Below are 22,793 nucleotides of genomic sequence, written 5' to 3' on the forward strand. Positions count from 1 at the left end.
TCAGGGTATCGGTTGTGTCCGATTCGCGTGATCTATCTGCTCACCTCACCGGCCGAACTCGGACCCGTATCCCTGCCGGTCCGCAGCCGCGGCCAGTCGCCGGTCGAGGTCGTCGGACCAGTCGCGGGCGACCTGCGCGTCGAGCACGGCCAGTCGCTCGGCCACCGGCGCGCGCTGCGCGGGCCCGCACCCGGTGAGAAGGGACTCGAACAGCGCGCGCAGGCGGCGTTGCACCTGTACCTGGCCGGTGCTGTGCCGTCGGATCTCGTCGGTCCCGATCGCGACGTAGTCCGCCCAGCTGCGCCGAATGCCGCGGACCGAGGGGTCGCTCGAGAAATGTTCGCTGCGAAGCCGCGGAGCCAGCAGCAGCAACAGGTCCTCGGTGTGGTCGAGCGCCTGGACCACGACGCTCGGATCGTTGCTCCCAGCCGACATCGCCTTGAGCGCGATGTCCGAGATCGCCTGCAGCGCCGCGGCGGGACTCACCGAGGGTTGATGGGTGTCCCCGAACAGCAGACAGGCCAGCACGCGGCGCTTCTCCACCTGGATCGGATCACCGATGATCTCGACCACCGGGAGATCGTGCGGCACATGGTCGCCGACGGCAACGAGCACGTCGATCCGGACGTTCCACGACGCTGCGTATCGACGAAGACGATCACCGTTGACGGCCAGCAACACCCGACCCCGCGCCGACACCTCCCCCAGCCTGATCTGCATGCGTGGCGCATCCGTCGTGACGTCCAGATCGACGCTCGGTTCGCCCGGTCCGGCGACGACCGACGGAACGGCCTCACCGTCGAAACCGATTGCCACCGAGGGCTCGTCGTGCTTCACCGGCGACATCGGCAGCTGCCGCACGATCGCCGACCGGCCGTCGTCGGCGATCCACTGCAGTAGGCGCGCGGTGTTCAGGATCGTGCCGACCTTCCCGACGAGCGCGATGAACAGGTACGCGCTGACGGTGGTGAGCATGAACGCGATCGCCGTGGACAGGCCGGGGGTCGGCTCGTCCGGACCACCGACCGACAGGTCGATCGCGATCATCACGCTGTAGACGAAGGTCGCGAGGAAGAAGCCGGTGGACCACCGCATGACGGGTTCCTGCTGCAGCATCGGAATGACCCGCACCGAGATCGACGACGCCCCGAACTGCATGGCGAGGGTGACGGCGGTGAACACGAGACCGGTCAGCGTCGCCATCGAACCGGCGATGACGCTGAGCAGCGTCGCCAGCGTTCCCGGATCGACTTCCAGTTCGAGCACTTCGTCGAAACCCACGGTGAACGTCGCGGCGACGATCGCAAACGTCACCAGCACGACCGGCAGCCGCCAGATCGGGACCGTGCGCAGGGCCCGGCGCGTGCGCCGCCATCGGATCGCGGTCGCCAGCGCGCTCGGTACCTTCTCGGTCACCACGCCGACCGCCGTCGGGACGGACGCCGGCGGGGGAACCGGAGCGGGAGCCGGGGTGTCCGGCACCCCGAATCGGCCCGCCACCGCCTCCTGCACGACGATCTTCCATCGCATCAACGGTTCTCGATATCGCTGCTCACGCCCGATCGCGCGAGCCAGTTTGCGGGGGCGGTTCTTGTATCGCCACCGGGCCCATGGTGATCGCGGCCGCGCGAGTCGCGCGGCACCGAACCACAGCAGGACCGGGACGAACATGCCCACCAGTCCGGTCCAGACCTTGCCCTTGATCAGGGTGACGATCGCCAGGAGCACGTTGAGCACGACGACACCCGCCGCGACCAGCCGTGCCACCAGGCCGTTCTCGTTCCGGATGTCCCCGACGACCTCGAACGCCCCGAACGGCTGCAACCCGAGGAGGAAGAGCAGACCGATGGCGATCGCGACGAACACCGCGTCGATCGACGTCCGCCCCTCCTCCGCCCAGTAGACGTCGCGCAGGTGGAGGATGAGCGCGAACTCGTCGAGCACGAGCGCCGCTCCGATGCCGAACAGGGCCGCCAGGACACAGTCGATCACCGGTGTCCGGAGCGGGTCGACCGCGACGAATCCGAAGCCCGCCACCAACATCGCCATCATGCCGAAGAAGGCGTGGTGCACATGCACCCCGCCCGGCGTCACGTTGCCCGGCCACCAACTGACCTCAGCGCGGATCATCCGCACACTGAAGCGGATGAACAGGAAGGTCAGGACGAAGGCGAGCAACAGGAAGAACAACGGCAGACGACCGGTCTCGACGATCCGCTCATCGAACCACCCGGTCATCCCCCGACCCTAGCGGCAGCGCCGGGGGTTCTCGCGGGCAATCGCGACTCTGATCTACGGGCCGAGCCGGCGCAGTGCACTCAGAGCCGCGTTGTGGCCACACATTCCGTGCACGCCGGCGCCCGGTGGCGTGGACGCCGAGCAGATGTAGACACCCGGGATTCCGGTTGCGTACGGGTCGGCAGCGATCCGGGGGCGCATCACGACCTGGAGGGGATCGTTTGCGCCGCCGATGATGTCGCCGCCGACGAGGTTGGCATTGCTCGCGGCGAGATCTGCGGGCGTGCGCACGACGGACCCGACGATCCGATCGCGCGTCCCCGGCGCGAAGCGTTCCAGCTGCGCGAGCACAGCGTTCGTGGCGTCGCCGCTGTAGCCATGCGGCACATGTGCATAGACGTACACCGGATGGACGTCACCGACCGACCGCGCCGAATCGGCCAGATATTGCTGGGCGACGAGGACGAAGGGCCGCTCCGGCATCCGGCCACGATGGATCTCGGCCTCGGACGCGACGACCTCGGCGGCGGAGCCGCACACGTGCACGGTGCCCGCCCGACCGGAGAACTCGTCCCGCCACGGAATTCCGCCGTCGACGGCGAGGTCGATTTTGACCGCGGCGGGCGCCCGCCGAAACCGTCGATACGCCTTACGGACTCGGCTCGGGAGTGCGTCCCCCGCAAGGTCGGCGACCGCGCCGGGCTCCAGGTCGAGCAGGATCACATCCGCCGGTGGGAGGTCGGAGAGGGAGCTGACCCGATGGCCGGTTTCGATGCGGCCGCCCAGCGTTGTCAGCACCGCGGCGAGGGCCTCCGGCATTCGGGCCGTCCCGCCCTTGATGATCGGCCAGCCATACCGATGCGAGATGGCGGCGAACATCAGCGCGAACGCAGAAGTGGTCGGCCGGGTGAGCGGGTACCACCCATGGGCGGCGTTCCCGGCGAACAAGGCCGCCGCCTCGTCCGTGTGCCACACCCGTCCCAGGACGGTTGCGGGCAGGAGAGCGGCGGGCCCGAACCGGGCAAGCGGGCCGAGATGATGCGGCACGTGCAGGAGCGGGCCCAGCACTTCCTGCGCCAGGTCGTCGAAGTTCTCCGCCAACGGACCGAACAGGCTCCGCCATCGTGGGCCGTCGACCCCGAGAAGCCGACTGGTCTCGTCCAGCGAGTTCATCATGGCGCCGGCCCGGCCGTCGGGCAACGGATGTGCGAGGTCGATCTCCGGCCAACCCCATTCCAGGCCGTGGTCGGCGAGTCCGAGACTCTGGAAGAACGGCGACGCCAGCCCGATCGGATGCACGGCAGCACCGTCGTCGTGCAGCAGACCGGGCAGGATTCGCTCGGACGAGCGGGCACCACCACCGATCGTCTCGGCCGCCTCCAGCACGGTCACCTCGATGCCCCGCTGCGCGAGGGTGATGGCGGCGGCGAGCCCGTTGGGCCCCGCCCCCACCACGATGGCCGAGGTCATGAGCGGCATCGTATTCGATGTGCACCGGCACAACCGCGATCGCAGAACTCGATGCCGGGCTCGACATGGTGGTTGCCCGGATGAGCCGCCCGCCTCACTGCATGTCGGGGTGATCGGAATGTCGGGCCGGCCCGGGCTCGCTGCGTCTGGCGGACGCCAGGCGGGACGACGCCTGCGCGCGTAGGGCGGCGACGTCCGCTGCCGGCGCCGGCGCGGTGGACGCCGCGAGTGAGGCATCGGGCAGGTGTCGACGCAGATCCTCGATCAACGCCGCGGCCTGCCCGGGTGGACCATCGTCGTCGTGCACCACGCAGATCGCGAACTCCGAATCGGCCAGGCGTGCCAGGGCGGAATCGGCGGGAAGCAATTCGACGCAGGTCCGGGCCCGGCGAACCAGTCGCTGCTCCCTCTCGCGCGGGTCGTCGGTCGTCCCGGAGTCGTCGACTGACCACGAGATCACCGTGACCGCCGCGGCCGACCGCCGTCCGTCGAGGAGCCCCGCGGTCGCGAGTTCCCAGCCCGCGCGGTTGAACACGCCGGTCAGCGGGTCAGCACAGACCGCGGTGAGCAGCGTCCGCGTCAGCAACCCGAACGACTCGGCCGCCGCCGGGATGGCGACGGCGACGACGATGTAGGTGCTGAGGTACTTCGGTGCGGGCGCCACGGCAAGCGCGACGACGCATCCCGCGGTCAGCAGACCGATGAACGCCCACGCCTGCCGACGCGGAAGAGTGGCACGTACGTACATCGCCAGGAACATCGCCGCGATCATGCACAGGAACTCGGCACTGATCAGCTCGTGGAACGCCATCACCGCGGGGGTGGCGACACCGGCCGCGATCACGGCCGGTAGCGGGCGCTGCGGCCGCACCGACAGCCACCCCAGCGCCGCGAGCCCCAGCACGACAGCGACCAGTCCCCCGGTCGGGTCGGACAGGGTCGCCGAGTCGTCGGTCGGGAACAGCGTGAGAGCCACGCCCACCGCGTACAGCAGCGTCGTCACCGCCAGATAGGTCCGCAGCACATGCAGCGGCGATCGCGGGAGCGGGCCCCTCAGCGCTCCCAGGTGCAGGTCCGGTCGATACATCCCCCACTCCGATCCTCGGTATCGGTCCCCGATCCGAGGTTGCCAAATCGCGTCGAGTTGCGCGACCGGCGCGGGGTGCTCACTCGGTATGACCCATTCGGGGACGGGAGCACTGTTCGGCTCGGTTCAGGGCCTCACCCCGCCTATCCTGATCCGATGGACACCCTCGTCACCGTGGTCGTCGTCGACGACCACCCGTTCTTCCGCGACGGTGTATCCCGTGGCCTGAGCGCCAGTGGGCGGGTGCGGGTCGTCGGCGAGGCCGCCGACGGCCTGGCCGGGCTCGAGCTGATCCGTCGGGAGAAACCCGACGTCGCGGTGGTCGACCACCAGATGCCGCACATGACCGGCGTCGAGGTCGCCCATGCGGTGTCACGCGACGGGTTGCCGACCCGGGTGCTGCTGCTGTCCGCGGTCACCGACGGCCCGATCGTCTTCCGGGCGCTGCAGGAGGGTGCAGCCGGTTATCTGTCGAAGGACGCCGATCGCGACGACATCGTCGGCGCGGTGACCCGGGTGGCCAAGGGAGAGACGGTGGTACCGCCGGAACTCGCCGCGGGACTGGCCGGCGAGATCCGCGCGCAGACCCAACGTGACGCGCCGGCCCTGAGCGAGCGGGAGCGCCAGGTGCTCACGGGATTTGCACGCGGACAGTCGATTCCACAAGTCGCCGCCGAGCTCTACATCGGTGCGTCGACGGTCAAGACGCACACCCAGCGCCTCTACGAGAAGCTCGGCGTGTCCGACCGTGCGGCCGCGGTCGCCGAGGCGATGCGCCGTGGGCTCCTCGAATAGCGCGGACCCCTCGAAGCCAGGGGTCGACGACGGTGGCAGCGTCGAGATCGCGGGAGCGACACGCTATCTGGGTCTCGACGAGTTCGCCGACGAACCGCGGATCCACGACATCCTGATCGACCACGCGATCCGGGGAATCCGGATCCAGGTGGTCCTCCGACTGTTCCTGTCGCTGTTCGTGTTGCTGACCGTCAGCCTCGACCCACCCGCGCACGCGGAGACGTTCAGCGTCGTGACGGCGATTCTCTACGCGGCCTGGTGCATCGGCGGGGCGGTCGTGGTCGTCCGCCATGAATCGGCGATGATCCGATACTCATGGATCGCGCTGCCGATCGACCTCCTCCTGCTCACCGCGCTCGCCGTCGCCGCCAGCCGGTCCAACGAATTGAGTTGGACCACCGACGTTCTCCTCAGCGGATTCGTCCTCGTGCCGATGATCGCGGCGATCGCGTTGCAGCCCAGGACCTGTGCGGTCGTGGTGATCGTCACGACCGCGGTCTACGCCGTCTCTTCCATGCTGGCCCGCACGTCGAACGGCGAGCCGTGGTCGGTGATCGTCCTGCGCATCCTCGTCGTCGCGGCGTTGGCCGTCGGCGCGATCCTGTTGTCCCGCCTACAGCGATCCCGGGTGAAGACCATCGGGGCGCTCGCCGCCGAACGCGCCCGGCTGCTCGACGCCACGATGGAGATCGAGGAACGCGAACGCCGAGATCTCGCCGACAACCTCCACGACGGGGCCCTGCAGTATGTGCTGGCGGCGCGTCAGGAACTCGCCACGCTACGCGACTCCGCCGATCCGGTGACCCTCGATCGCGTGGACGGTGCGTTGCGCGACGCGGCGCAGTTGCTGCGTTCGACGCTGAGCGAGTTGCACCCGGCCGTTCTCGAACAGGCCGGTCTGTCGGTGGCCCTCACCGACCTCGCCGCCTCGTTCGGTAGCCGCGCCGGTGCCCCGACGATCTCCGTCGACACCGCGGGCTGGCCGCCCGAACTACGCACGTCCGCCGACTCGCTGCTGTTCGCCACCGCGCGCGAATTGCTGACGAACGTGACCAAACACGCGTCCGCGACGACGGTCGACGTCACCGCCGAGTTCGATGATGGGCGAGCGCGCCTCGTCGTCGTGGACGACGGCATCGGGTTACCAACCGACATCGACGTCGACCAGTTGATGCGTCGACGACAGGCCAGGGGCCACATCGGCCTTGCGTCCCGTCGGGTACGGATCGAAGGAACCGGAGGTACGTTGTCGTTGTCGAACCATCCCCACGGTGGAACGGTCGCGATCGCGGAGGTTCCCACTCGAGCGGGATGAGGCTTTCCGGGACCGGCGGACGCGTGGCCCTGCTCGCGGCGGACGTGGGTGGCCTTTAGGTAAAGGTGTTGAACCGCCTGGCCGATGGTCCGCACAGCCGTTGTCTCCAGCACAGATCGACGATGCCGACCACAACGCCGCAGTTCGTCCAGCTAGCAGCGTTCTGCCAGTCGGCTTCCCACCGACACGGACAAGGATTCGAGGTCACAGCTCACTGCGTTGGCTCGGTTCCGAGACCTGCAACACTCGAACCGGTCAGGGCGGGATGTCGCTGGTGAGATGTCAGCGTTCCATTGCGCAATTCGACGACATCATCGGCGATCTCGATGACACGGGGATCGTGGGTGATGAGTAGCGTGGACCGGCCGTGGGCGAGACGTCGGAGGGGCTCGAGGATGCGCTGCGCAGTCTCGTCGTCGAGTCCTGATGTCGGTTCGTCGAGCACGAGGACCGGACTGTCGCGGAGGATCGCCCGTGCTATCGCGATTCGCTGGCGCTGACCACCCGAGAGGGTCAGGCCATCCTCGTCCAGAGCTGTGTCGTAACCGTCGGGGAGCTCGCTGATGAACGGATCAGCGTCGGCGGATATGGCGGCGCTGATGATCTCGGCGCGGGTGGCATCCGGTCGCCCGTAGGCGATGTTGTCAGCGATGGTTGTTGCCTTGATGATGGGCTGCTGGGGTAGCAGTGTCACGTGATCGCGGATGGCCCGTCCGGAGAGGTCGGCATAGTCGAACCGGCCGAGGGTGATCGTCCCTGCGTCGGGACGGTCGAATCGACACAACAACGACGCGAGTGTGGACTTGCCCGCGCCGCTGGGCCCGATGAGTGCCGTGATCTCTCCCGGGTGCAGATCGAGTGACACGCCGTCGAGCACTGTCGTCCCCCCGCGACGCAAGCTGACATCACGCATCGAGACCGTGTGATCGGTGCCTGGGTCCGCTACCGCATCGTCACGATCGACGTCCGTGGGCTGGAGGTCGAGGAGTTCGCCGATCCGTTCAGCGCTGACCGCCGCGGCGGCAAGCGACAACCGAACTTCGGCGATCTCCTGCATCTTCGGGTACAGCATCCCGAGGTAGCCGGTGAGAGCGAGGAGTTCGCCGACACTCACCGCGCCCTGGCGTACTTGCCACACCCCGGCAATGGCGATCGCCAGGGTGACCACGACCTGCCCGAAGCCCATGACCGCCCCGAACCCGGCCTCGATCCGCGTTTGCGATAGACGGGCGCCGAGCCAGGCGAGTCCGTGATCGTGCAGGCGGTCCTGCTCACGGTGCTGTTGGTTGTAGGCGACAGCCGTCTCGTGACCACTCAACGCGCTCTGCACGGCGACCGCGATCCCGGCGTTGGCGATGCGTTCGTCCCGGGTGACCAAGGTCTGCCGACGGCCGTAGAAGGCCGAGATCGCCCAGAGCACAGGCACGGCCGCTATCGCCACCAAGGCAACCTGCCAACTCATGACGAGGGCGGCCACCACCAGTCCGATGGTGTTGGTGATCGCCACGATGAGTTGCATGACCCCGGAGCCGATCAGATACTCGACGGCCTCGAGGTCGCTCGAATGACGCGTGACCAGGTCGCCCAACCCGAAACGCCGATGAATGACCGGGCTGAGCCGCTGAACATGGGAGAACACCCCGTCGCGCAACCGCAGGACCACTCGTTCGGAGATACCGACCGCGACGACCTGGCCGTGGTAGTCGGCCCCGGTGGCAATCGCCGTGATCACCAGCCACAACGCGGCGAGACGAACGAACTGCAGTGCGCTGTCGGCGGAGAGCGCACCGTCGATGACGTCGGACAACACGAAGATGGCGACTATCTCGCAAGCGGTGGCGAGAAGCAAAAGTGTTGCGGCAAGGGCGAATCGGGAGCCCTCGCCGCGGAGAGTGGGCAAGAATCGGAGGTAGGCCTCGCGTGCGGTCATCTGTCAGTCCATCGGGTCACGGTGGCGGGCCTGGGGACATCGCGTCAGATGTCCCCAGGCCTCGGCGGAATCGGTCAGGTCGTGCGTCGGATCAGAACCAGGCCCAGACCCAGCGATGCTGCTGCCGGTTCCACACCCTGCGGCGACGCCGCTGGCGCGGCTGAGCGGGCTGCTGCTGACCGGGGCGCTGGCCCTGTCCGGACTGCTGTGCTGGCTGAGACATGAATTCTCCTCGTCTTCGGATGACCGGCGTCCTTGCCGGCCAGAGGAGAAGTTATGGTCCGGGCCTGCGCGCTGCCTTGTACGCAGCTGGGAGAACCCTGTCATCGAAGTCCTCGACAATCCCGCAGCGACGTCGACCGAGTATGCAGCGCGTGATCAGTCCCAGGGCGTCCACTCTGCGACGGCGTAGAGCCTCCAACCCGGTCCGGCTCGTCCAGGAAACCGACAGGTTCGCGTGAACAACTGCCAAGGCCGTTGACGCATAGTTGTCTTCGTAAGCCAATCCGAAACTCTCAGAGGAGAATTCAATCGTGAATCGCAATCGAACCCAGAACGTCCCCAACCGTCGTCGGGTGCGGCGTTACGACAACCGTCAGCGACGCTGGATCTGGACCTGGCAGTAGGCCGGACGACGCCGAATCCGTCGACTACAGGCGGCCCCGTTGCTCAGCACTGGCAACGGGGCCGCAGTTCTGTGCAGAACAGGGTCCTCCGGCGACCGCGCGGGGCGCCAAGGTGATGGTCGGGCGAAATCGAGCACCCTGCAACACTATTTAGTGACGCCAGATCGGTACCGTACCCAGCGGGTGCGACACCTCGGCCTCAGCGATCGACATGAGCCGCGGCCCTGCCACTTTCACCATATGGCAGGTATGGGGGCTTGCCGCAAGACCCCGGTGACGGTGCACAATCGCTCGACGACCGAGACGCAGGAGGCGACTGATGGCTGACCGTGCAGACCATTCCGACATGGCGGGCACCCCGGAACGATTCCGGGTGCACGAGTCCGGGGCCTACTTCCACGGCACCCGCGCCGACCTCCGAGTGGGTGACCACCTGACCCCCGGTCACCGGTCGAACTACCGTCGCGAACACATCTCGAACTACGTCTACATGACGAAGGTGCTCGACGGCGCGGTCCTCGCGGCCGAGATGGCGGTGGGTGACGGCCGCCCCCGGGTCTACGTCGTGGAACCACAGGACGACGTTCATGACGACCCGAACGTCACCGACAAGAAGTTCCCCGGCAACCCGACCCACTCCTACCGGAGTGCCCGACCGGTCCGGGTCGTCGGCGAGATGACCGACTGGGTGGGACATTCGCCGGAATACCTCCAGCAGTTCCGAGCAGGGTTGGAAGCACTACGACAGCGCGGCGAAGCGGTCCTGTACGACTAGCCACCGATCGGTGTTCCGTAGAACAGGTCAGAGCGTTGTCGCTATCCCACCGTCGACGGGAATGACGGTCCCGGTGAGGTAGCAGCCCGCTCGACTGGCGAGGTACACCACTGTCCCGATCATGTCGTCGGCTCGACCGATACGCCCCAGCGGGGAGGCTGCGGCGACCTCATCGCCCAACTCGGCCAGGATCGGCGCCATCATCTTCGACTCGAAAGGCCCCGGCGCAATGGCGTTCACGGTGACGTGACGCGGTCCGAGGTCCCGCGCGAGATGCCGCGTGAGTTGATGGACCGCCGCCTTGCTCGACGAGTAGGAGTACGACGCGGTGCGCGGCACCCGAATCCCGTCGACACTGCCGATCATGATCACCCGCGACGGATTCTCGGCAGTGGCAGGACCGGTCAGCAACGGCAACAGAGCCTGAGTGAGCACGAATGGCGTCTGGACGTTGAGCTTCAGCACCCGGTCCCAGGCCGAATCCGGGAAGTCCTCGAGTGGCGCACCCCACGTCGCGCCGGCGTTGTTCACCAGGACGTCGAGGGCGTCGATCTCCGACGCCACCTGCTGCGCGAGAGTTCGTGCGCCCTCGGGCGTCGACAGATTTGCCTGTAACGCAGTCAGTCCCGCGGCGCGCGCCTCGGCGAGCGCGTCATCGTTGCGACCGGTGATGAGGACCCGCCCTCCGCGGTCATGCAGGCCGTGGGCGATCATCGCCCCGATACCCGACGTGCCGCCGGTGACCAGCACGGTCTTGCCACTCACATCGAACAGGTCAGAAGTCATCGTCGTCGGTACCTCGGTGCTCGTTTCTCCAGGAAGGCGGCGGTCGCCTCGCCCCGATCTTCGGTCATCGCCGTGATCATCTGCTGCCGGTTCTCGAATTCGACCGTGGCACTGAAGGAATCGGACTCCACCGCGGCCCACATCCCGACCTTGGTGAGTTCCACCGACAGCGGCGGGTTGGCCAGGATCAGACCCGCCGTGGCGCGTGCCCGCTCCAGGAGCTCGTCGGGCTCGGCGAGTTCGACGAGCAACCCGTATCGCTCCGCCTCGACGGCCGTGAACTTGCGGCCGGTCAGCATGAGTTCGTGCGCCCGGCCCGTCCCGACGAGACGCGGCAGCAACCACGACACCCCGATATCGCAGGCGGAGAACCCGGCCCGGATGAATCCGACCGCGTACACGCTCGACGTGGACCCGATGCGGATGTCGCTCGCGCACACCAGGGCGAGACCGCCGCCGGCCGCCGGCCCGTTGACCGCGGCGATCACCGGCTGGCGCAACCCGTGCAAGCGGAGCGCGAGCCCGGCGATGTCCTGTTGGCGCTCGAACATCGGGATCACCCCGCCCTGTTCGGTGACGAGGTCGTCGTCGCCATAACCGTTCAGGTCGAGTCCGGCGCAGAATGCGCGGCCCGCCCCGGTCAGGATCACGACCCGGCAACCGGGGTCGTCGTCGACCTCGTCGAGCGCGAGCGTCAGTTCCCGCACGAGGTCGGCGTTCAGCGTGTTCAGCGCGTCCGGGCGATCGAGGGTGATGGTAGTGACCTCGCCGGCGCTCGACGACGACCGCCGGCATCAGAGTGGGGCCCGGTCGTCGTGCCACAGGGGGTGGTCCATGACCTGTTGGTACCACCGACCGGGCCCGATGCGCGGGATCCTGGGTCATGTGGTCGCGGGTTTGCCGACCACGTAGTGGATCACGTGGTGTCCACGCTGTGGCCACGATCCGAACGGGCGCAGTGTGATGCAAGCCATAACGGGTCCCCACTGAGAGGTAAGGCATGACCATCACAGCTCCGCTCGTCGAGGAGAACAGCAGTTTCTCCGACGTCGACTACTTGGCACGGGCTCGCGATGTCGCCCGCGTCGTCGAGTCCGAAGCCGACGCCATCGAATCGGCCGCAACGATCACCGAGCCCGTCGTCGACGCGCTCACCGAGAGCAACCTGTTCTGGATGCTGATCCCCACCGAATGGGGCGGCGGCGGTCTCGACATCGTCACCGCTTTCCGGATCATCCAGGAGATCTCGCGGGCCGATGGTTCGACCGGGTGGGCGTTCATGGCCAACACCTGCAGCATGGCCGTCGCTGCCGGCTTCATGACCGACGCCGGCGCCGGTGAACTGTTCACCGAACCCACTCGCGCGATCACGGCCGGAATGGTCGTCCCGACCGGTCGCGGTGTACGGGTGGACGGTGGTTATCGGGTGAGTGGCCGGTTCCAGTTCGCCAGCGGATCGGCCCATGCGACGCACATCGGCGCCGGGTTCGTCGTCCATGACGAAGCGGGCAACCCCGTTCTCGACGCAGCCGGGCAACCGGAGTGCCGCATCTCTTTCCTTCCGCGTGAGCAGGTCGAATTCCTCGGCAACTGGACCGTCATGGGGATGGTCGGCACCGGCTCCTACGACTACGTGGTCGATGACCAGTTCGTCCCGGAGCGCCACACCATGGAGACCTTCTCGACTGTGCCCGTCCGGCCCGAGCCGGTCTACCAGCTGGGATTGCTCGGTATCGGCGTCGGCGGACACGCACCGGTGGCGCTGGGCCTGGCCGAGCGCGCCCTGCAGGAGATCGCCGACATCACCGCGAGCAAGATGCGCCCCGGCTACGACGGCCCGGTCGGTGAGTCCGACCTCTTCCGTCTCGACTTCGTGCGCAACGAGGCACTGTTCCGTGCAGCGAGTGCGTACGTCTACGAGGTCTACGGTGACGCCGAGGCCACGGCCGCGGCCGGTCGGCCGATCACCGACGCCCAACGTGCCCGCATGCGTCAGGCCGCGACGTGGAGCCAGGAGGTCGCCGCCTCGGTGGTCGACTTCGCCCACCGCTGGGCCGGCAGTGCGACGGTGCGGACGCCCAGCGCGCTCGGCCGGTGCGTGCGCGACGCCGCGGTCGCCACCCAGCACGCTCTGATCGACCGTATGACGCTCGTCGAAGCGGCACCCGCGATCGTCCCCGCCTACCGCAACCGCGGCGCCTGATCAACCGCGTCGTACAGACACGACATCTCACGACCACACGAACAGAAGGAGAGAACATCATGGGTCAACTGGACGGGCGCGTCGCGCTGGTCACCGGAGCGGCACGAGGCCAGGGCAGGTCGCATGCCGTACGTCTCGCCGACGAGGGTGCCGACGTCATCATCGTCGACATCTGCGCAAAGCTGGACACCACCGCATACCGCGGCAGCACCCGCGAGGAGCTCGACGAAACCGCGCGACTGGTCGAGAAGACCGGGCGCCGTGCACATGTCGCGGTCACCGATGTACGTGACCTCGAGGGGATGCAGACCGCGGTACGCGAGGGCGTCGCGGAACTCGGGCGGCTCGACATCGTCGTCGCCAACGCCGGCATCTTCTCCTCGGCGCCGCTGCACGAACTGACCGAAGAGCAGTGGGACGAGATGATCGACGTCAACCTGAGTGGCGTGTGGAAGACGATGCGCGCCGCCGTGCCGACCCTGATCGAGCAGGGCGAGGGCGGTTCGATCATCCTGATCAGCTCCACCGGCGGACTGCAGGGCTTCCCCAACTTCGCCCACTACGTCGCTGCGAAGCACGGGGTGACCGGTCTCGCGCGCACTGCCGCAAACGAACTCGGCGCACACAGCATCCGCTGCAACTCGATCCATCCCACGTCGGTGCTGACCGACATGATCGACCACGAGGCGATGTACAAGCTGTTCCGGCCCGACCTCGACGCGCCCACGCAGGACGACTTCCGCGAGGCGTGTCAGAGCGGGATGAACCTCTTGCCCACCCCGTGGCTCGAGCCGGACGACATCTCCGACGCCGTGGTCTGGCTGGCATCGGATTCTGCCCGGTTTGTCACCGGCGTGGCCCTGCCCATCGACGCGGGCTCGCTGGAGAAGGTCTGATCAACCGCCCCACCGACGCCCCGCGGCGACTCACACCGTCGTCGCGGGGTGCCGGCGGCTGTCCCTCATCACCGAGGCGAGCTCGGAGCGACGCCCGACGCCCGACTTACGCAAGACGTGTTCAACATGCCCCTCGACGGTCCGCACCGACAGGACGAGGTGCTCGGCGATCTGCCGGTTCGTCAGCCCGTCGACCACCAGGTCCGCGACCTCCCGCTCGCGTGGCGACAGGATGTCGCGCGGATCGTCCTCGACGTCGTCGGTCGCGGGTACCTGGTCCGACCCGAAGACGAAGGCGTACAACTCCGTGGTGGACATCGTCCGCCCGCGCCGCCACGCCACCTCGAAGGAGGCGTCCGACATCTGCTCGTGTGTCGCGGACAGAGCTCTGTCCCGCAACGAATTCCAGTGCTGCGAACCGTACAGTTGCTGACCGACGAGATCCCACCGGGTCGACGCCGCCCCCAGCAGCACCGCCGCGCGGCCGCCCTCGCCGGCCGAGGCCATGGACCACCCGAGGAGATCGGTCATGAGCGTGGTGCCGATCGCATCGTCGAAGACGCGGTGACTACGAAGCGCATCGGTCGCCATCGCGGCCGCCGTGGCGTGATCGCCGGCGATCCACGCGGTGAGCCCGAGTCCGTATGTCGCGTACGCAAGGAACCACGATTCCCCCACCGCCCGCGCCGACTCGTGGGCCGACCTGAACAGCGTCGCAGCACCGTCGACGTCGAGCGTCGCCGCTCCGAGCATGCCCTGGTGGACGCGCAGGGTGGCCAGGAGCTCGGCACTGCCCGCGAGGTTTCGATAGGCAGACTCGGCACACTCGAACAGCGCAGTCGCCGAACCGAAGTCGCCATCGAACAGGGCGCGCAGACCGGACGTATGGGTGGCGAAGGCCGCCGTCTCGCGATCATTGTGTGCGCGGGCCAGTTCGCCGGCTCGTCGCAGGGTGAACTCGGCCGCGTTGCGGTCGCCCTGCAGGGTCTGGATCAGGCCCAGGGTGGCGAGCAGTCGGCCGACGGTCCCACGATCCAGCTCCGACAGACTCAGCAACTGGTTGATCCAGGCCCGTTGCTCCCGAATCGAGATCCCGCATGCCCACAGAAATTTCGCCGAACCGAGTGCGGTCGCGACGTCACCGAGCCGAGGACGCAGAGCCGGGTCGTTCAGCGCCGACTGCACGGCCGCACGCAGATTGGCGCGGTTGCGACGGACCACAGCCGCAAGAGTGACCTGATCGGCACTGAACCACCGCGCGGCGCAGTCCGCGATCGTTCGCAGGGCCCAGTCCAACAACCGTGCCCGCAATGCCGATTGCTGCGATGATGCGAGACGTCCGGCACCGTACTCCCGAATCGACTCCAGCATCCGAAAACGCACTCGCCCGTCGACCGTGTCCCGCAGCACGACTGATTTCGAGACGAGCGCCGACATCGAGTCCAGCACTTCGGTTTCGCCGTCCTCTCGGCACACGGCAGTTACCGCGTCGAGCTCGAATCCCTCTGCGAACACCGACAGGCTGGCCCACAGCCGCTGCTCGGACGGACTGCACAGTTCGTAGCTCCAGTCGATGGTCGCCTGCAGACTCCGGTGTCGAGTCGTGCGGTCACGGGTTCCGTTGTTGAGCGCCAGGACCCGGTTGTCGAGGAGATCGGCCAACTCGCGAACGCTGAGCACCGTCAAACGAGAACACGCCAGCTCGATCGCCAACGGGATGCCGTCGAGCCGCTCACAGATGCGCCGGACATCCGCCGCGCTGTCATCGTCCACGGTGAAACCGGACAGGACCGCCTCGGCGCGGTGTGTGAACAGTTCCATGGCACCGGGCCGCGAGCGGTCCCCGGTGGGCAGCGGCGCCAGCCGGTAGACATACTCGCCCGGGATGGCCAGCACTTCCCGTGACGTCGCGAGGATTCGCACGCTGGTGGTCTCCTCGGCGATCCGCGCCACCAGCCGGGCGGCGCCGTCGATGACCTGCTCGCAGTTGTCGAGGATGAGGAGCATGCGCCGATGCTGGAGGAACGACACGAGCGTGTCCTCGACCGACTGCGAATGCGCATCCCGGCCTTCGAGTCCCAGAGCGTCGCAGACCACCTGCGCGAGCATGTGATCGTCACGACTGGCCGCGAGGCTGACGAACCTGACGCCGTCGGGGAACGCGCGCCGGAACTCCGTCGCCGCCTCGGTCGCAAGACGGGTCTTGCCGATACCGCCCGGACCGGCGAGCGTGACCACCCGATGCCGGCCTAGCAGTGCGCGCAGTTCGCGGAGTTCATCGCGCCGGCCGACGAAGCTGGTCGTCTGCTGCGGCAACACCGCCCCGACGAGATCGGACTCGCGCCGAGCCGCGTCGATCTCTTCACGAAGGCCACGAACCCGCCGTGCGAGCACCGTGCGGCTGCGGTCCCAGTCCAGCACCCTCGCGATCTCGGCGATCGTGGTGTCCGGCGACCCGATCAGGATCTCTCGAATCCGGTCGTCCACGTCGTCGACCACCGAACCGCGAGTTCGGCGCCGGTCGTCGGGTGGCGTTGCCATCGACAGCGCCCGCCGCACCGTGTTGCGCGACATCCCGAGCCGTTCGGCCATCGCCTTGATGGACTCGCCCTCGCCATGACAGCGGCGGATCTCGGCCCACTCGTCGACGTTCATGTCACCCCTATCGCTGAGATCCAGATCACTGTGCGTCCAGTCGGAGGGCGGATGCAACCAGGGGGGTCAACTTGTGTCAGACCAACTCGCGGTCGGGTCCGAACCGGACGTCGCAGCAGGCCGGGTAATGCATTTCACCTGCATCGACCCGTAGGCGGTGCCACGTGCGCCGGATCTGGTCCGAGAACACGTAGTTGGACGGTTATCCGCGGGCGGCGTCGGCGTCCACAGTGATGGACACCACACCGACGCGGTATCTGACCGCCGATGAAAGGACACCCGGACGTGAGCCAACAGAACGCCGACGCTCTCAAGAACGCCTTCGCGGCGGCCGACGCCGGCGACCCCGGTCCCCTTGTCGCGCTGTACGACGACACCATGACGTGGGCCGGTTTCACCCTCGAGGGCACGCAACGGCTGTACACGAAGGGCGAGTTCCTCGAGGCGTTCGGAGTACTCGCCAAGTTGGACGAGTCGCGCAACGAGGTCCTCGCCACCGAGGTCCACGGCGACGAGCTGGTGACCGCGAACGTTCGCGCCTACCGGCGTCTCGGCGACCACGAGCTCGACATCACCATGGTGATGACCCACCGCTTCGTCGACGGCAAGGTCACCCACGGCACCGATGTGGTGCCGTCGTCGTTCGAGAAGTTCTGGGCCGACGCCGGAATCACCGGGTGACATCGTGACCTCGGTGATGGCCGCCCCGGCGGTGAGCGACCCGGAGGCCGCGCTGTCGGCGCTGGCCTGCGGCCGACCGGTCGTCGTGGTCGACGACGTCGACGGAGGCGGATGCGATCTCGTCGCCCTGGCCGCGTTCGCCGACGTGTCGTCGATCGCGACGATTGTCCGGCACGGTTCGGGACTGCTGTTCGTCACCGTTGACACCGACACCGCTGAGCGGCTTCATCTTCCACCGATGTCGTGGCAGCACGCTCCCACCGGGGTCGGTCGCATGTGCGTGACGGTGGATGCCGTCTCCGGCACCACGACCGGAATCTCCGCGCACGACCGCGCCATCACCGTCGCAACCCTGGCCTCGACGGACGCGATTGCGGCCTCGTTCACCAGACCCGGGCACGTGGTGCCCGTCTTGACCGGGGACCGGCACGGAACCCCCGATCGCGCGACATCTCTCGCGCATCTGGGCGGTGTCGCTGTCGGCACGCACGGGTCCGAACCGTCCCCGGGTGTCGCGTTCTGCGCGCTCACCTCGACCTTCGATCCGACACGGATCGCCACCACCGTCGAGGACGCCGCGGCCGTCGGCCTGCCCGTCCTCCGCCACTCCGCGGTCCGCTAGGACCCGGGCGGCCACCTCGAGCGGCCGACACGTGCCGCACTCACACCAGGAGATGACCATGTCACTCACCGCCGTCGACCTGAGTTCGACGTTTCGCGACGCGATGGCGCACATGTGCGCGCCCGTCAGCGTCATCACCACCATGGACGGCGATCGCCCCCACGGCACGACCGTGAGCGCGGTGATGTCACTGTCGGTGGATCCGCTGCTCATCGCCGTCGCTCTGGCCGAAACCTCGGAGAGCCTGCGCCACATCCGCGGGGCGACCGCATTCGGCGTCAACGTCCTCGACGCGGCGCAGGAGAACATCGCGCTCCGGTTCGCGACGAAGGGCGACGACAAGTTCGACACGATCGACTGGACCCTCGCGACCGGCGTGCCCCGGATCACCGGCACCGCGGTATGGGTTGCCTGCACGCTCGCGGAGGTGGTGCAGGGTGGCGACCACGCGCTGCTGTTCGGCTCGGTCGTCGACGTCGAAAGAGATTCCGAGGCAGCGCCGTTGACCTATCACGGGCGTCGGTTCGGAACCCACGTCCCGCTCGCCGAGGTCCGGTCGTGACGGCCATCGACGGTGGGCACGCGCGCGCGACCATCACCGCGCACTCCCTCGGCGACATCCCGCGTCGTAGTGCCGCACGCTGGCCTCATCGCACCGCGATCGTCCACCGGGACACCACGCTGACCTTCGCCCAGCTCGACGATCGGGTCGACGCCGCCGCCTCCTACCTGTGGTCGGCGGGAGTACGCACCGGCGACCGCATGATGATCCTCGCGCACAACTGCTGGCAGTTCCCGGTCCTCGTCTTCGCCGCGGCGCGGATCGGCGCCATCGCCGTACCGGTCAACTTCTCGCTCACCGCAGGGGAACTGGCCTATTTGATCGACGACAGCACCCCGGCGCTGATCGTCGCCGAGGACGCGCTGACGGCGGTGGCCGACGAGGCCGTCATCCGTGCGACACATCGGCCTTCGGCCCTGAGCGCCATCGGCCTCACCGGGGCGGCCACCTCGACCGTCTGGAGCGAGCTGGCGGTCGACCTCGACCATCCGCATCCACCCGCGCCGGAGGTCTCCGTGTCCGACGATCTCCCGATCCGGATCATGTACACCTCCGGCACCGAGTCGCGTCCCAAGGGCGTTGTGCACTCGAGTCGAACGCTGATGTGGCAGTACATGTCCTGCATCAGCTCGGGCGGCATGGAAGCCGGAGACGTCGAAGTCCACGCCCTTCCCCTGTATCACTGTGCGCAACTCGACAACTTCCTCGTCACCGACATCGTTCTCGGAGCGCAGAGCATCATCCTCGACCGTCCGGACCCCACCGCGATCCTCGATGCGGTGCAACGGCATCGGGCCACGAACCTGTTCTGCCCACCGACCGTCTGGGTGGCGCTGGTCTCGCTTCTGCGTCGCGAGCCACGGGATGTCTCGTCGCTGCGCAAGGGTTACTACGGGGCGAGCGCTCTGCCCACCGAGATCCTCCGCGAACTCCGCACTCTCCTCCCCCGTCTTCGCCTGTGGAACTTCTATGGTCAGACCGAGATGGGTTCTCTTGCGACGGTGCTCCCACCCGAGCAGCAAGATGCGCGGCCCGGATCAGCCGGCGTGGCAGCGCTCAACGTGACCACCCGGATCGTCGACGACGCGAATCGCCCCGTGGACCCCGGCGTGGTCGGCGAGATCGTGCACCGCAGTCCACAGGTCACACTCGGCTATCACAACCGGCCGGAAGCCACCGCCGAGGCGTTCGCCGGCGGCTGGTTCCACTCCGGGGACCTGGGCTATTTCGACGACGACGGCTACCTGTGGGTGGTGGACCGCAAGAAGGACATGATCAAGACCGGCGGCGAGAACGTGTCCAGTCGAGAAGTCGAGGAAGCACTGTTCGAGATCGCCGGGGTTCGCGAGGCCGCCGTTTACGGAGTGCCGCACCCCAAGTGGATCGAGGCGGTGGCCGCGACCGTGGTCCCCGACGTCGGCGCCGAACTCGACGCCGACTCGGTGATCGCGGCCTGCCGCGACGTACTGGCGCCCTACAAGGTGCCCAAGTACGTGCTCGTCTCGGACGAACTGCCCAAGAACCCGAGCGGGAAGATCCTCAAACGCACTCTGCGGCAGGAGTTCGACGCGGCCGTCGAGGCGTAGACCCCGCGCCCAGATCGATAGACTCAGGCACTCTCGACTCAGGCCGAACCCCGTCACCGATACCCGGCCGCGCGGAGGGCGGCCATCAGTTCCGACCGCGATCCGGCGTCGAGCCGACGTCGGATCCGGGCGACGTGATGTTCGACGGTCTTCGCCGAGATGTACAGCCGCTCACCGATTTCCCGATAGGTGAAACCCTGGAGCAGCTCGTGGGCGACCTCGGCCTCGCGATCGGTGAGCGGCCCGCCGATCAGCGGAGTCGACCGCCGATCTTCGCCTGCCGAGCGAGCGGTGTCCAGGAGGCCGGCCGCGGTCGCGGGATCGTCGGCGCGCGACGCGGCCATACCTGCGAGGCGCGCTGCCTCCCAGTGCAATCCGATGCTCCGTAACGCTTCGACCGCGGCGGTGACGGGTTCCGTTGATTCGCCGGCGTCGCTCAGCGCGACCCAGGCGCGCGCACCGGTCGTCAGCGACCCAACCGTGTGGTTCTGGGCCGCCGCGAGGTCGAGACGAGTCAACCGATGCGCCACAGCGGACTCGTCACGCGTGATGGTGGCGGCTTGGACGCCCGCGAAGTCCCACGACGCCGACCATGCCGGGGGGTCGCCCAGATTCGCGAGCAACCGGTCGGCCGCGTCCACATACCGCGCAATCGCCGGAATCCGACCCAGTCGCGCTGCGGCGATCCAGAACTCGCCAAGCGGACGCAACAGGTAGAGGTCCACCTCGGTGGCGGCCAGCAGCGCCAGGCCGTCCTGCCACGCGGCCGACAGCGCGGACAGGTCGCCGTTGCGGCGGGCCAACCCGACCCGGATGGCCTGCACCCGAAAGCGTTCGGACATCCCCTGGGGTTCCGTCGTCGGAAGCAGACGCGCGGCCGCTTCGAGATCGCCGACGGCGAGCGCGGCCTCGGCGTCGAGAATGGTCCGGGCCGGCTCCGCCGCCACCGTCCGGATCGATTGCGCGGCAACGGTGTCGCCGAGGTTCAACGCCACTGCGGCGGCCGCGTGCAGAATTCGGGCAGCAGACGGGTCTCGGGATGACGTCGCCCCTGCCGAGGTACCGCGGACCACGGCGTCGACCGCATCGCCGGGACTCATCTCGGCCGTGTCGTCGAGGGTGGCGAGCAGCCCGCGGACCACCAGCGACCGTGTGGCCCGACTCGCCACCGGCGCGCGGCCACGATCGGCCGCGCCGATGGCCGTGGCCGCCGCGCGGTCGCCGACCGCGAGCAGGGCAACGGCAGCCGACAACGACTGCGATGCAGGAAGATCGGATCCCGTCCAGCGATACAGGTCGGCGGCGTGCGAAGCGAGTCCGCGCCGCGCCGCGACTGCGGCGGCAAGCTCCACCCACTCCGCGACCCATTCGTCTGTGGGTGCGGCCGATTCCAGCCGACGGTCGGCCGCGGCACCCGCACCGTCGAGATCCCCCGACGCCAGGGCGCGCTGGGCCATCAGCAGCCGGACGTCATCACGCCCCGGCTCCACCCGATCGGCGGCCTGCAGGAGGACCACCGCCCGCGCAGCGGTCGCGTCGACCGCGCCGGCCAGCAGCGCGTCGACGATTCGCGGGTCGTCGACACCGGCCTCGGCCGCGAGCAGCGCAGTGTCGGGGGCGAGCTCGGTCGCACGCAGTCCGACGACCACGGCGCTGCGGCGGAGTTCGTCTATTCGTCGGTCGCCCACCACATCTCGCAGCGGTCCGGCGGCGGCGGACACGAAGGTGCCGGACCCGCGCAGCAGTCCGCATCCCCGCGCCCGGTCGACGGCATCGACCGCGTCGGCCCGGTTGACGCCAGTCGCCTCGGCGACACTGTCGGGGTCGAGCGGAGCCCGCACCGAGGCGAGGACGAGCACTGCCAGCGTCAGCGGATCGAGGCCCCTCAGCACACGGTGATGCCATTCACGGGCCAACCGGTCGACGACCGCCATCTCCGCGGCCGCCGGGTCGTCGATGATCCGCGTTCCCGCACCGGGCCCGGAGTCCCGGATCGCCAGAAGCGCGGCGTCGATGAGCGCTCGCGCTCCTCCGCAGCGCCGGCGGATCTGCGATGCCGTGGTGGGTGCTAGCGTCAGCCCGGCGCGGGACGCGCGGGTCAGAACATCGGCGGTACCCAGCGCCTCGAGTTCGAGGACGGCCCCGAACGGTCGGGCGCGGTCGCGCAACCGGCGGATGTTCGGGTCCAGTTCCCGCGGTTCGGTCGTGGCGATCAACCCGATCGTTCCCGCGTCGAGCATGCCCATCGCGGTCTCGAACATGGCCACCGGCCACAGATGCATGTCGTCGGCCAGCACGAACACGGGACCCGCGCCGTCGGCGGCGGGTAACCCGACACTGACCGGGAGATCCTGCCCCCTGAATCGGTCGTGTACGGCGGTCAGCAGCGCAGTGCGGCCGCTGCCCGGGGTCCCGACCGCCACCGCGCACAGGGGATGACCCGCTCGCGCGCGATCGAGGACGCCACTCACCCAGGATGCGGTGCGCGACGCTGCGGGTGACGGGTCAGGACGCCCGCCGATCGCGGAGACCGATGTCGTCGGTGTCATGGAGAGCAGTCCAGCGA

General features: G+C 68.2%; 18 protein-coding genes. 9 read left to right on the forward strand and 9 right to left on the reverse strand.

Annotation, left to right across the window (positions count from 1 at the left end):
- Positions 1–45: 45 nt before the first annotated feature.
- From Q9R39_RS18240 to Q9R39_RS18250, 3 genes are all read right to left on the reverse strand, one after another.
- The gene (locus tag Q9R39_RS18240) at positions 46–2,238 is read right to left on the reverse strand and encodes a DUF2254 family protein (RefSeq protein WP_311277918.1); all 2,193 of its coding nucleotides are present in this window, start codon (positions 2,236–2,238) and stop codon (positions 46–48) included.
- Positions 2,239–2,292: 54 nt separating this feature from the next.
- Positions 2,293–3,708 carry an NAD(P)/FAD-dependent oxidoreductase gene (locus Q9R39_RS18245; protein ID WP_226514327.1) on the reverse strand — a complete coding sequence of 472 codons (1,416 nt, stop codon included), beginning with the start codon at positions 3,706–3,708 and terminating at the stop codon, positions 2,293–2,295.
- 94 nt (positions 3,709–3,802) lie between these two features.
- Positions 3,803–4,795: a hypothetical protein gene (locus Q9R39_RS18250; RefSeq protein WP_277244158.1), complete on the reverse strand. Its 993-nt coding sequence runs from the start codon at positions 4,793–4,795 to the stop codon at positions 3,803–3,805.
- Positions 4,796–4,951: 156 nt separating this feature from the next.
- On the opposite strand from Q9R39_RS18250, the gene Q9R39_RS18255 reads away from it, so the two are divergent.
- Together Q9R39_RS18255 and Q9R39_RS18260 are read left to right on the forward strand one after the other, a co-directional pair.
- Positions 4,952–5,590, forward strand: a complete 639-nt coding sequence (locus tag Q9R39_RS18255; RefSeq protein ID WP_277244156.1) for a response regulator transcription factor — start codon at positions 4,952–4,954, stop codon at positions 5,588–5,590.
- The gene (locus Q9R39_RS18260; RefSeq protein ID WP_311277919.1) at positions 5,574–6,905 is read left to right on the forward strand and encodes an ATP-binding protein; all 1,332 of its coding nucleotides are present in this window, start codon (positions 5,574–5,576) and stop codon (positions 6,903–6,905) included. Before Q9R39_RS18255 ends, Q9R39_RS18260 begins: the two co-directional genes overlap by 17 nt.
- A 211-nt stretch (positions 6,906–7,116) precedes the next feature.
- On the opposite strand, the gene Q9R39_RS18265 is transcribed toward Q9R39_RS18260, so the two are convergent.
- Both Q9R39_RS18265 and Q9R39_RS18270 read right to left on the reverse strand, forming a co-directional pair.
- On the reverse strand, positions 7,117–8,835 hold the full coding sequence (locus Q9R39_RS18265) for an ABC transporter ATP-binding protein (RefSeq protein WP_311277920.1): 1,719 nt from the start codon (positions 8,833–8,835) through the stop codon (positions 7,117–7,119).
- A 91-nt stretch (positions 8,836–8,926) separates the two neighbouring features.
- The gene (locus Q9R39_RS18270; RefSeq protein WP_311277921.1) at positions 8,927–9,058 is read right to left on the reverse strand and encodes a hypothetical protein; all 132 of its coding nucleotides are present in this window, start codon (positions 9,056–9,058) and stop codon (positions 8,927–8,929) included.
- A 722-nt stretch (positions 9,059–9,780) separates the two neighbouring features.
- Between Q9R39_RS18270 and arr the strand changes: the two genes are divergently transcribed.
- Entirely contained in the window at positions 9,781–10,236 is a 456-nt protein-coding gene (gene arr, locus Q9R39_RS18275) for an NAD(+)--rifampin ADP-ribosyltransferase (RefSeq protein WP_311277922.1), read from the forward strand.
- 27 nt (positions 10,237–10,263) lie between these two features.
- Here the strand turns inward: arr and Q9R39_RS18280 are convergent, their stop codons facing one another.
- Both Q9R39_RS18280 and Q9R39_RS18285 read right to left on the reverse strand, forming a co-directional pair.
- Entirely contained in the window at positions 10,264–11,022 is a 759-nt protein-coding gene (locus Q9R39_RS18280) for an SDR family oxidoreductase (RefSeq protein ID WP_311277923.1), read from the reverse strand.
- Positions 11,019–11,729 (reverse strand): enoyl-CoA hydratase/isomerase family protein, encoded by a 711-nt coding sequence (locus tag Q9R39_RS18285; RefSeq protein WP_311277924.1) that lies wholly within the window; start codon positions 11,727–11,729, stop codon positions 11,019–11,021. The genes Q9R39_RS18280 and Q9R39_RS18285 overlap by 4 nt, the downstream gene beginning before the upstream one ends.
- A 293-nt stretch (positions 11,730–12,022) precedes the next feature.
- Here Q9R39_RS18285 and Q9R39_RS18290 point away from each other — a divergent pair, with 293 nt between their 5' ends.
- Complete coding sequence (locus Q9R39_RS18290) at positions 12,023–13,225, forward strand: acyl-CoA dehydrogenase family protein (protein ID WP_311277925.1); 1,203 nt, start codon at positions 12,023–12,025, stop codon at positions 13,223–13,225.
- Positions 13,226–13,284: 59 nt separating this feature from the next.
- Entirely contained in the window at positions 13,285–14,121 is an 837-nt protein-coding gene (locus Q9R39_RS18295) for a mycofactocin-coupled SDR family oxidoreductase (protein WP_311277926.1), read from the forward strand.
- A 30-nt stretch (positions 14,122–14,151) separates the two neighbouring features.
- On the opposite strand, the gene Q9R39_RS18300 is transcribed toward Q9R39_RS18295, so the two are convergent.
- Entirely contained in the window at positions 14,152–16,776 is a 2,625-nt protein-coding gene (locus tag Q9R39_RS18300; RefSeq protein WP_311277927.1) for a LuxR C-terminal-related transcriptional regulator, read from the reverse strand.
- Between the two features lie 285 nt (positions 16,777–17,061).
- Here Q9R39_RS18300 and Q9R39_RS18305 point away from each other — a divergent pair, with 285 nt between their 5' ends.
- Genes Q9R39_RS18305 through Q9R39_RS18320 form a run of 4 tightly spaced genes read left to right on the forward strand, consistent with a single transcriptional unit; the run spans position 17,062 to position 20,227 of the window.
- Positions 17,062–17,457, forward strand: coding sequence for a nuclear transport factor 2 family protein (locus tag Q9R39_RS18305; RefSeq protein WP_311277928.1), 396 nt, complete (start codon positions 17,062–17,064; stop codon positions 17,455–17,457).
- A gap of 4 nt (positions 17,458–17,461) precedes the next feature.
- A complete protein-coding gene (locus Q9R39_RS18310) occupies positions 17,462–18,079 on the forward strand; it encodes a 3,4-dihydroxy-2-butanone-4-phosphate synthase (protein WP_311277929.1) in 618 nt (205 codons plus the stop codon).
- Between the two features lie 58 nt (positions 18,080–18,137).
- Positions 18,138–18,641, forward strand: a complete 504-nt coding sequence (locus Q9R39_RS18315) for a flavin reductase family protein (RefSeq protein ID WP_311277930.1) — start codon at positions 18,138–18,140, stop codon at positions 18,639–18,641.
- Positions 18,638–20,227, forward strand: coding sequence for a fatty acyl-CoA synthetase (locus tag Q9R39_RS18320; RefSeq protein WP_311277931.1), 1,590 nt, complete (start codon positions 18,638–18,640; stop codon positions 20,225–20,227). The genes Q9R39_RS18315 and Q9R39_RS18320 overlap by 4 nt, the downstream gene beginning before the upstream one ends.
- Positions 20,228–20,280: 53 nt before the next feature.
- Here the strand turns inward: Q9R39_RS18320 and Q9R39_RS18325 are convergent, their stop codons facing one another.
- Positions 20,281–22,776, reverse strand: coding sequence for a helix-turn-helix transcriptional regulator (locus tag Q9R39_RS18325; protein ID WP_311277932.1), 2,496 nt, complete (start codon positions 22,774–22,776; stop codon positions 20,281–20,283).
- Positions 22,777–22,793: the final 17 nt, after the last annotated feature.

This window comes from Gordonia sp. AC31 (genome assembly GCF_031844505.1).
GTDB classification, from domain to species: Bacteria; Actinomycetota; Actinomycetes; order Mycobacteriales; family Mycobacteriaceae; genus Gordonia; species Gordonia hongkongensis.

Bases quoted from the DNA above. Each gene is read 5' to 3' on its own strand.
- Q9R39_RS18240 (WP_311277918.1), bottom strand. From the start codon at position 2,238: ATGACCGGGTGGTTCGATGAGCGGATCGTCGAGACCGGTCGTCTGCCG.
- Q9R39_RS18245 (WP_226514327.1), bottom strand. From the start codon at position 3,708: ATGACCTCGGCCATCGTGGTGGGGGCGGGGCCCAACGGGCTCGCCGCC.
- Q9R39_RS18250 (WP_277244158.1), bottom strand. From the start codon at position 4,795: ATGTATCGACCGGACCTGCACCTGGGAGCGCTGAGGGGCCCGCTCCCG.
- Q9R39_RS18255 (WP_277244156.1), top strand. From the start codon at position 4,952: ATGGACACCCTCGTCACCGTGGTCGTCGTCGACGACCACCCGTTCTTC.
- Q9R39_RS18265 (WP_311277920.1), bottom strand. From the start codon at position 8,835: ATGACCGCACGCGAGGCCTACCTCCGATTCTTGCCCACTCTCCGCGGC.
- Q9R39_RS18270 (WP_311277921.1), bottom strand. From the start codon at position 9,058: ATGTCTCAGCCAGCACAGCAGTCCGGACAGGGCCAGCGCCCCGGTCAG.
- arr (WP_311277922.1), top strand. From the start codon at position 9,781: ATGGCTGACCGTGCAGACCATTCCGACATGGCGGGCACCCCGGAACGA.
- Q9R39_RS18280 (WP_311277923.1), bottom strand. From the start codon at position 11,022: ATGACTTCTGACCTGTTCGATGTGAGTGGCAAGACCGTGCTGGTCACC.
- Q9R39_RS18290 (WP_311277925.1), top strand. From the start codon at position 12,023: ATGACCATCACAGCTCCGCTCGTCGAGGAGAACAGCAGTTTCTCCGAC.
- Q9R39_RS18295 (WP_311277926.1), top strand. From the start codon at position 13,285: ATGGGTCAACTGGACGGGCGCGTCGCGCTGGTCACCGGAGCGGCACGA.
- Q9R39_RS18300 (WP_311277927.1), bottom strand. From the start codon at position 16,776: ATGAACGTCGACGAGTGGGCCGAGATCCGCCGCTGTCATGGCGAGGGC.
- Q9R39_RS18315 (WP_311277930.1), top strand. From the start codon at position 18,138: ATGTCACTCACCGCCGTCGACCTGAGTTCGACGTTTCGCGACGCGATG.
- Q9R39_RS18325 (WP_311277932.1), bottom strand. From the start codon at position 22,776: ATGACACCGACGACATCGGTCTCCGCGATCGGCGGGCGTCCTGACCCG.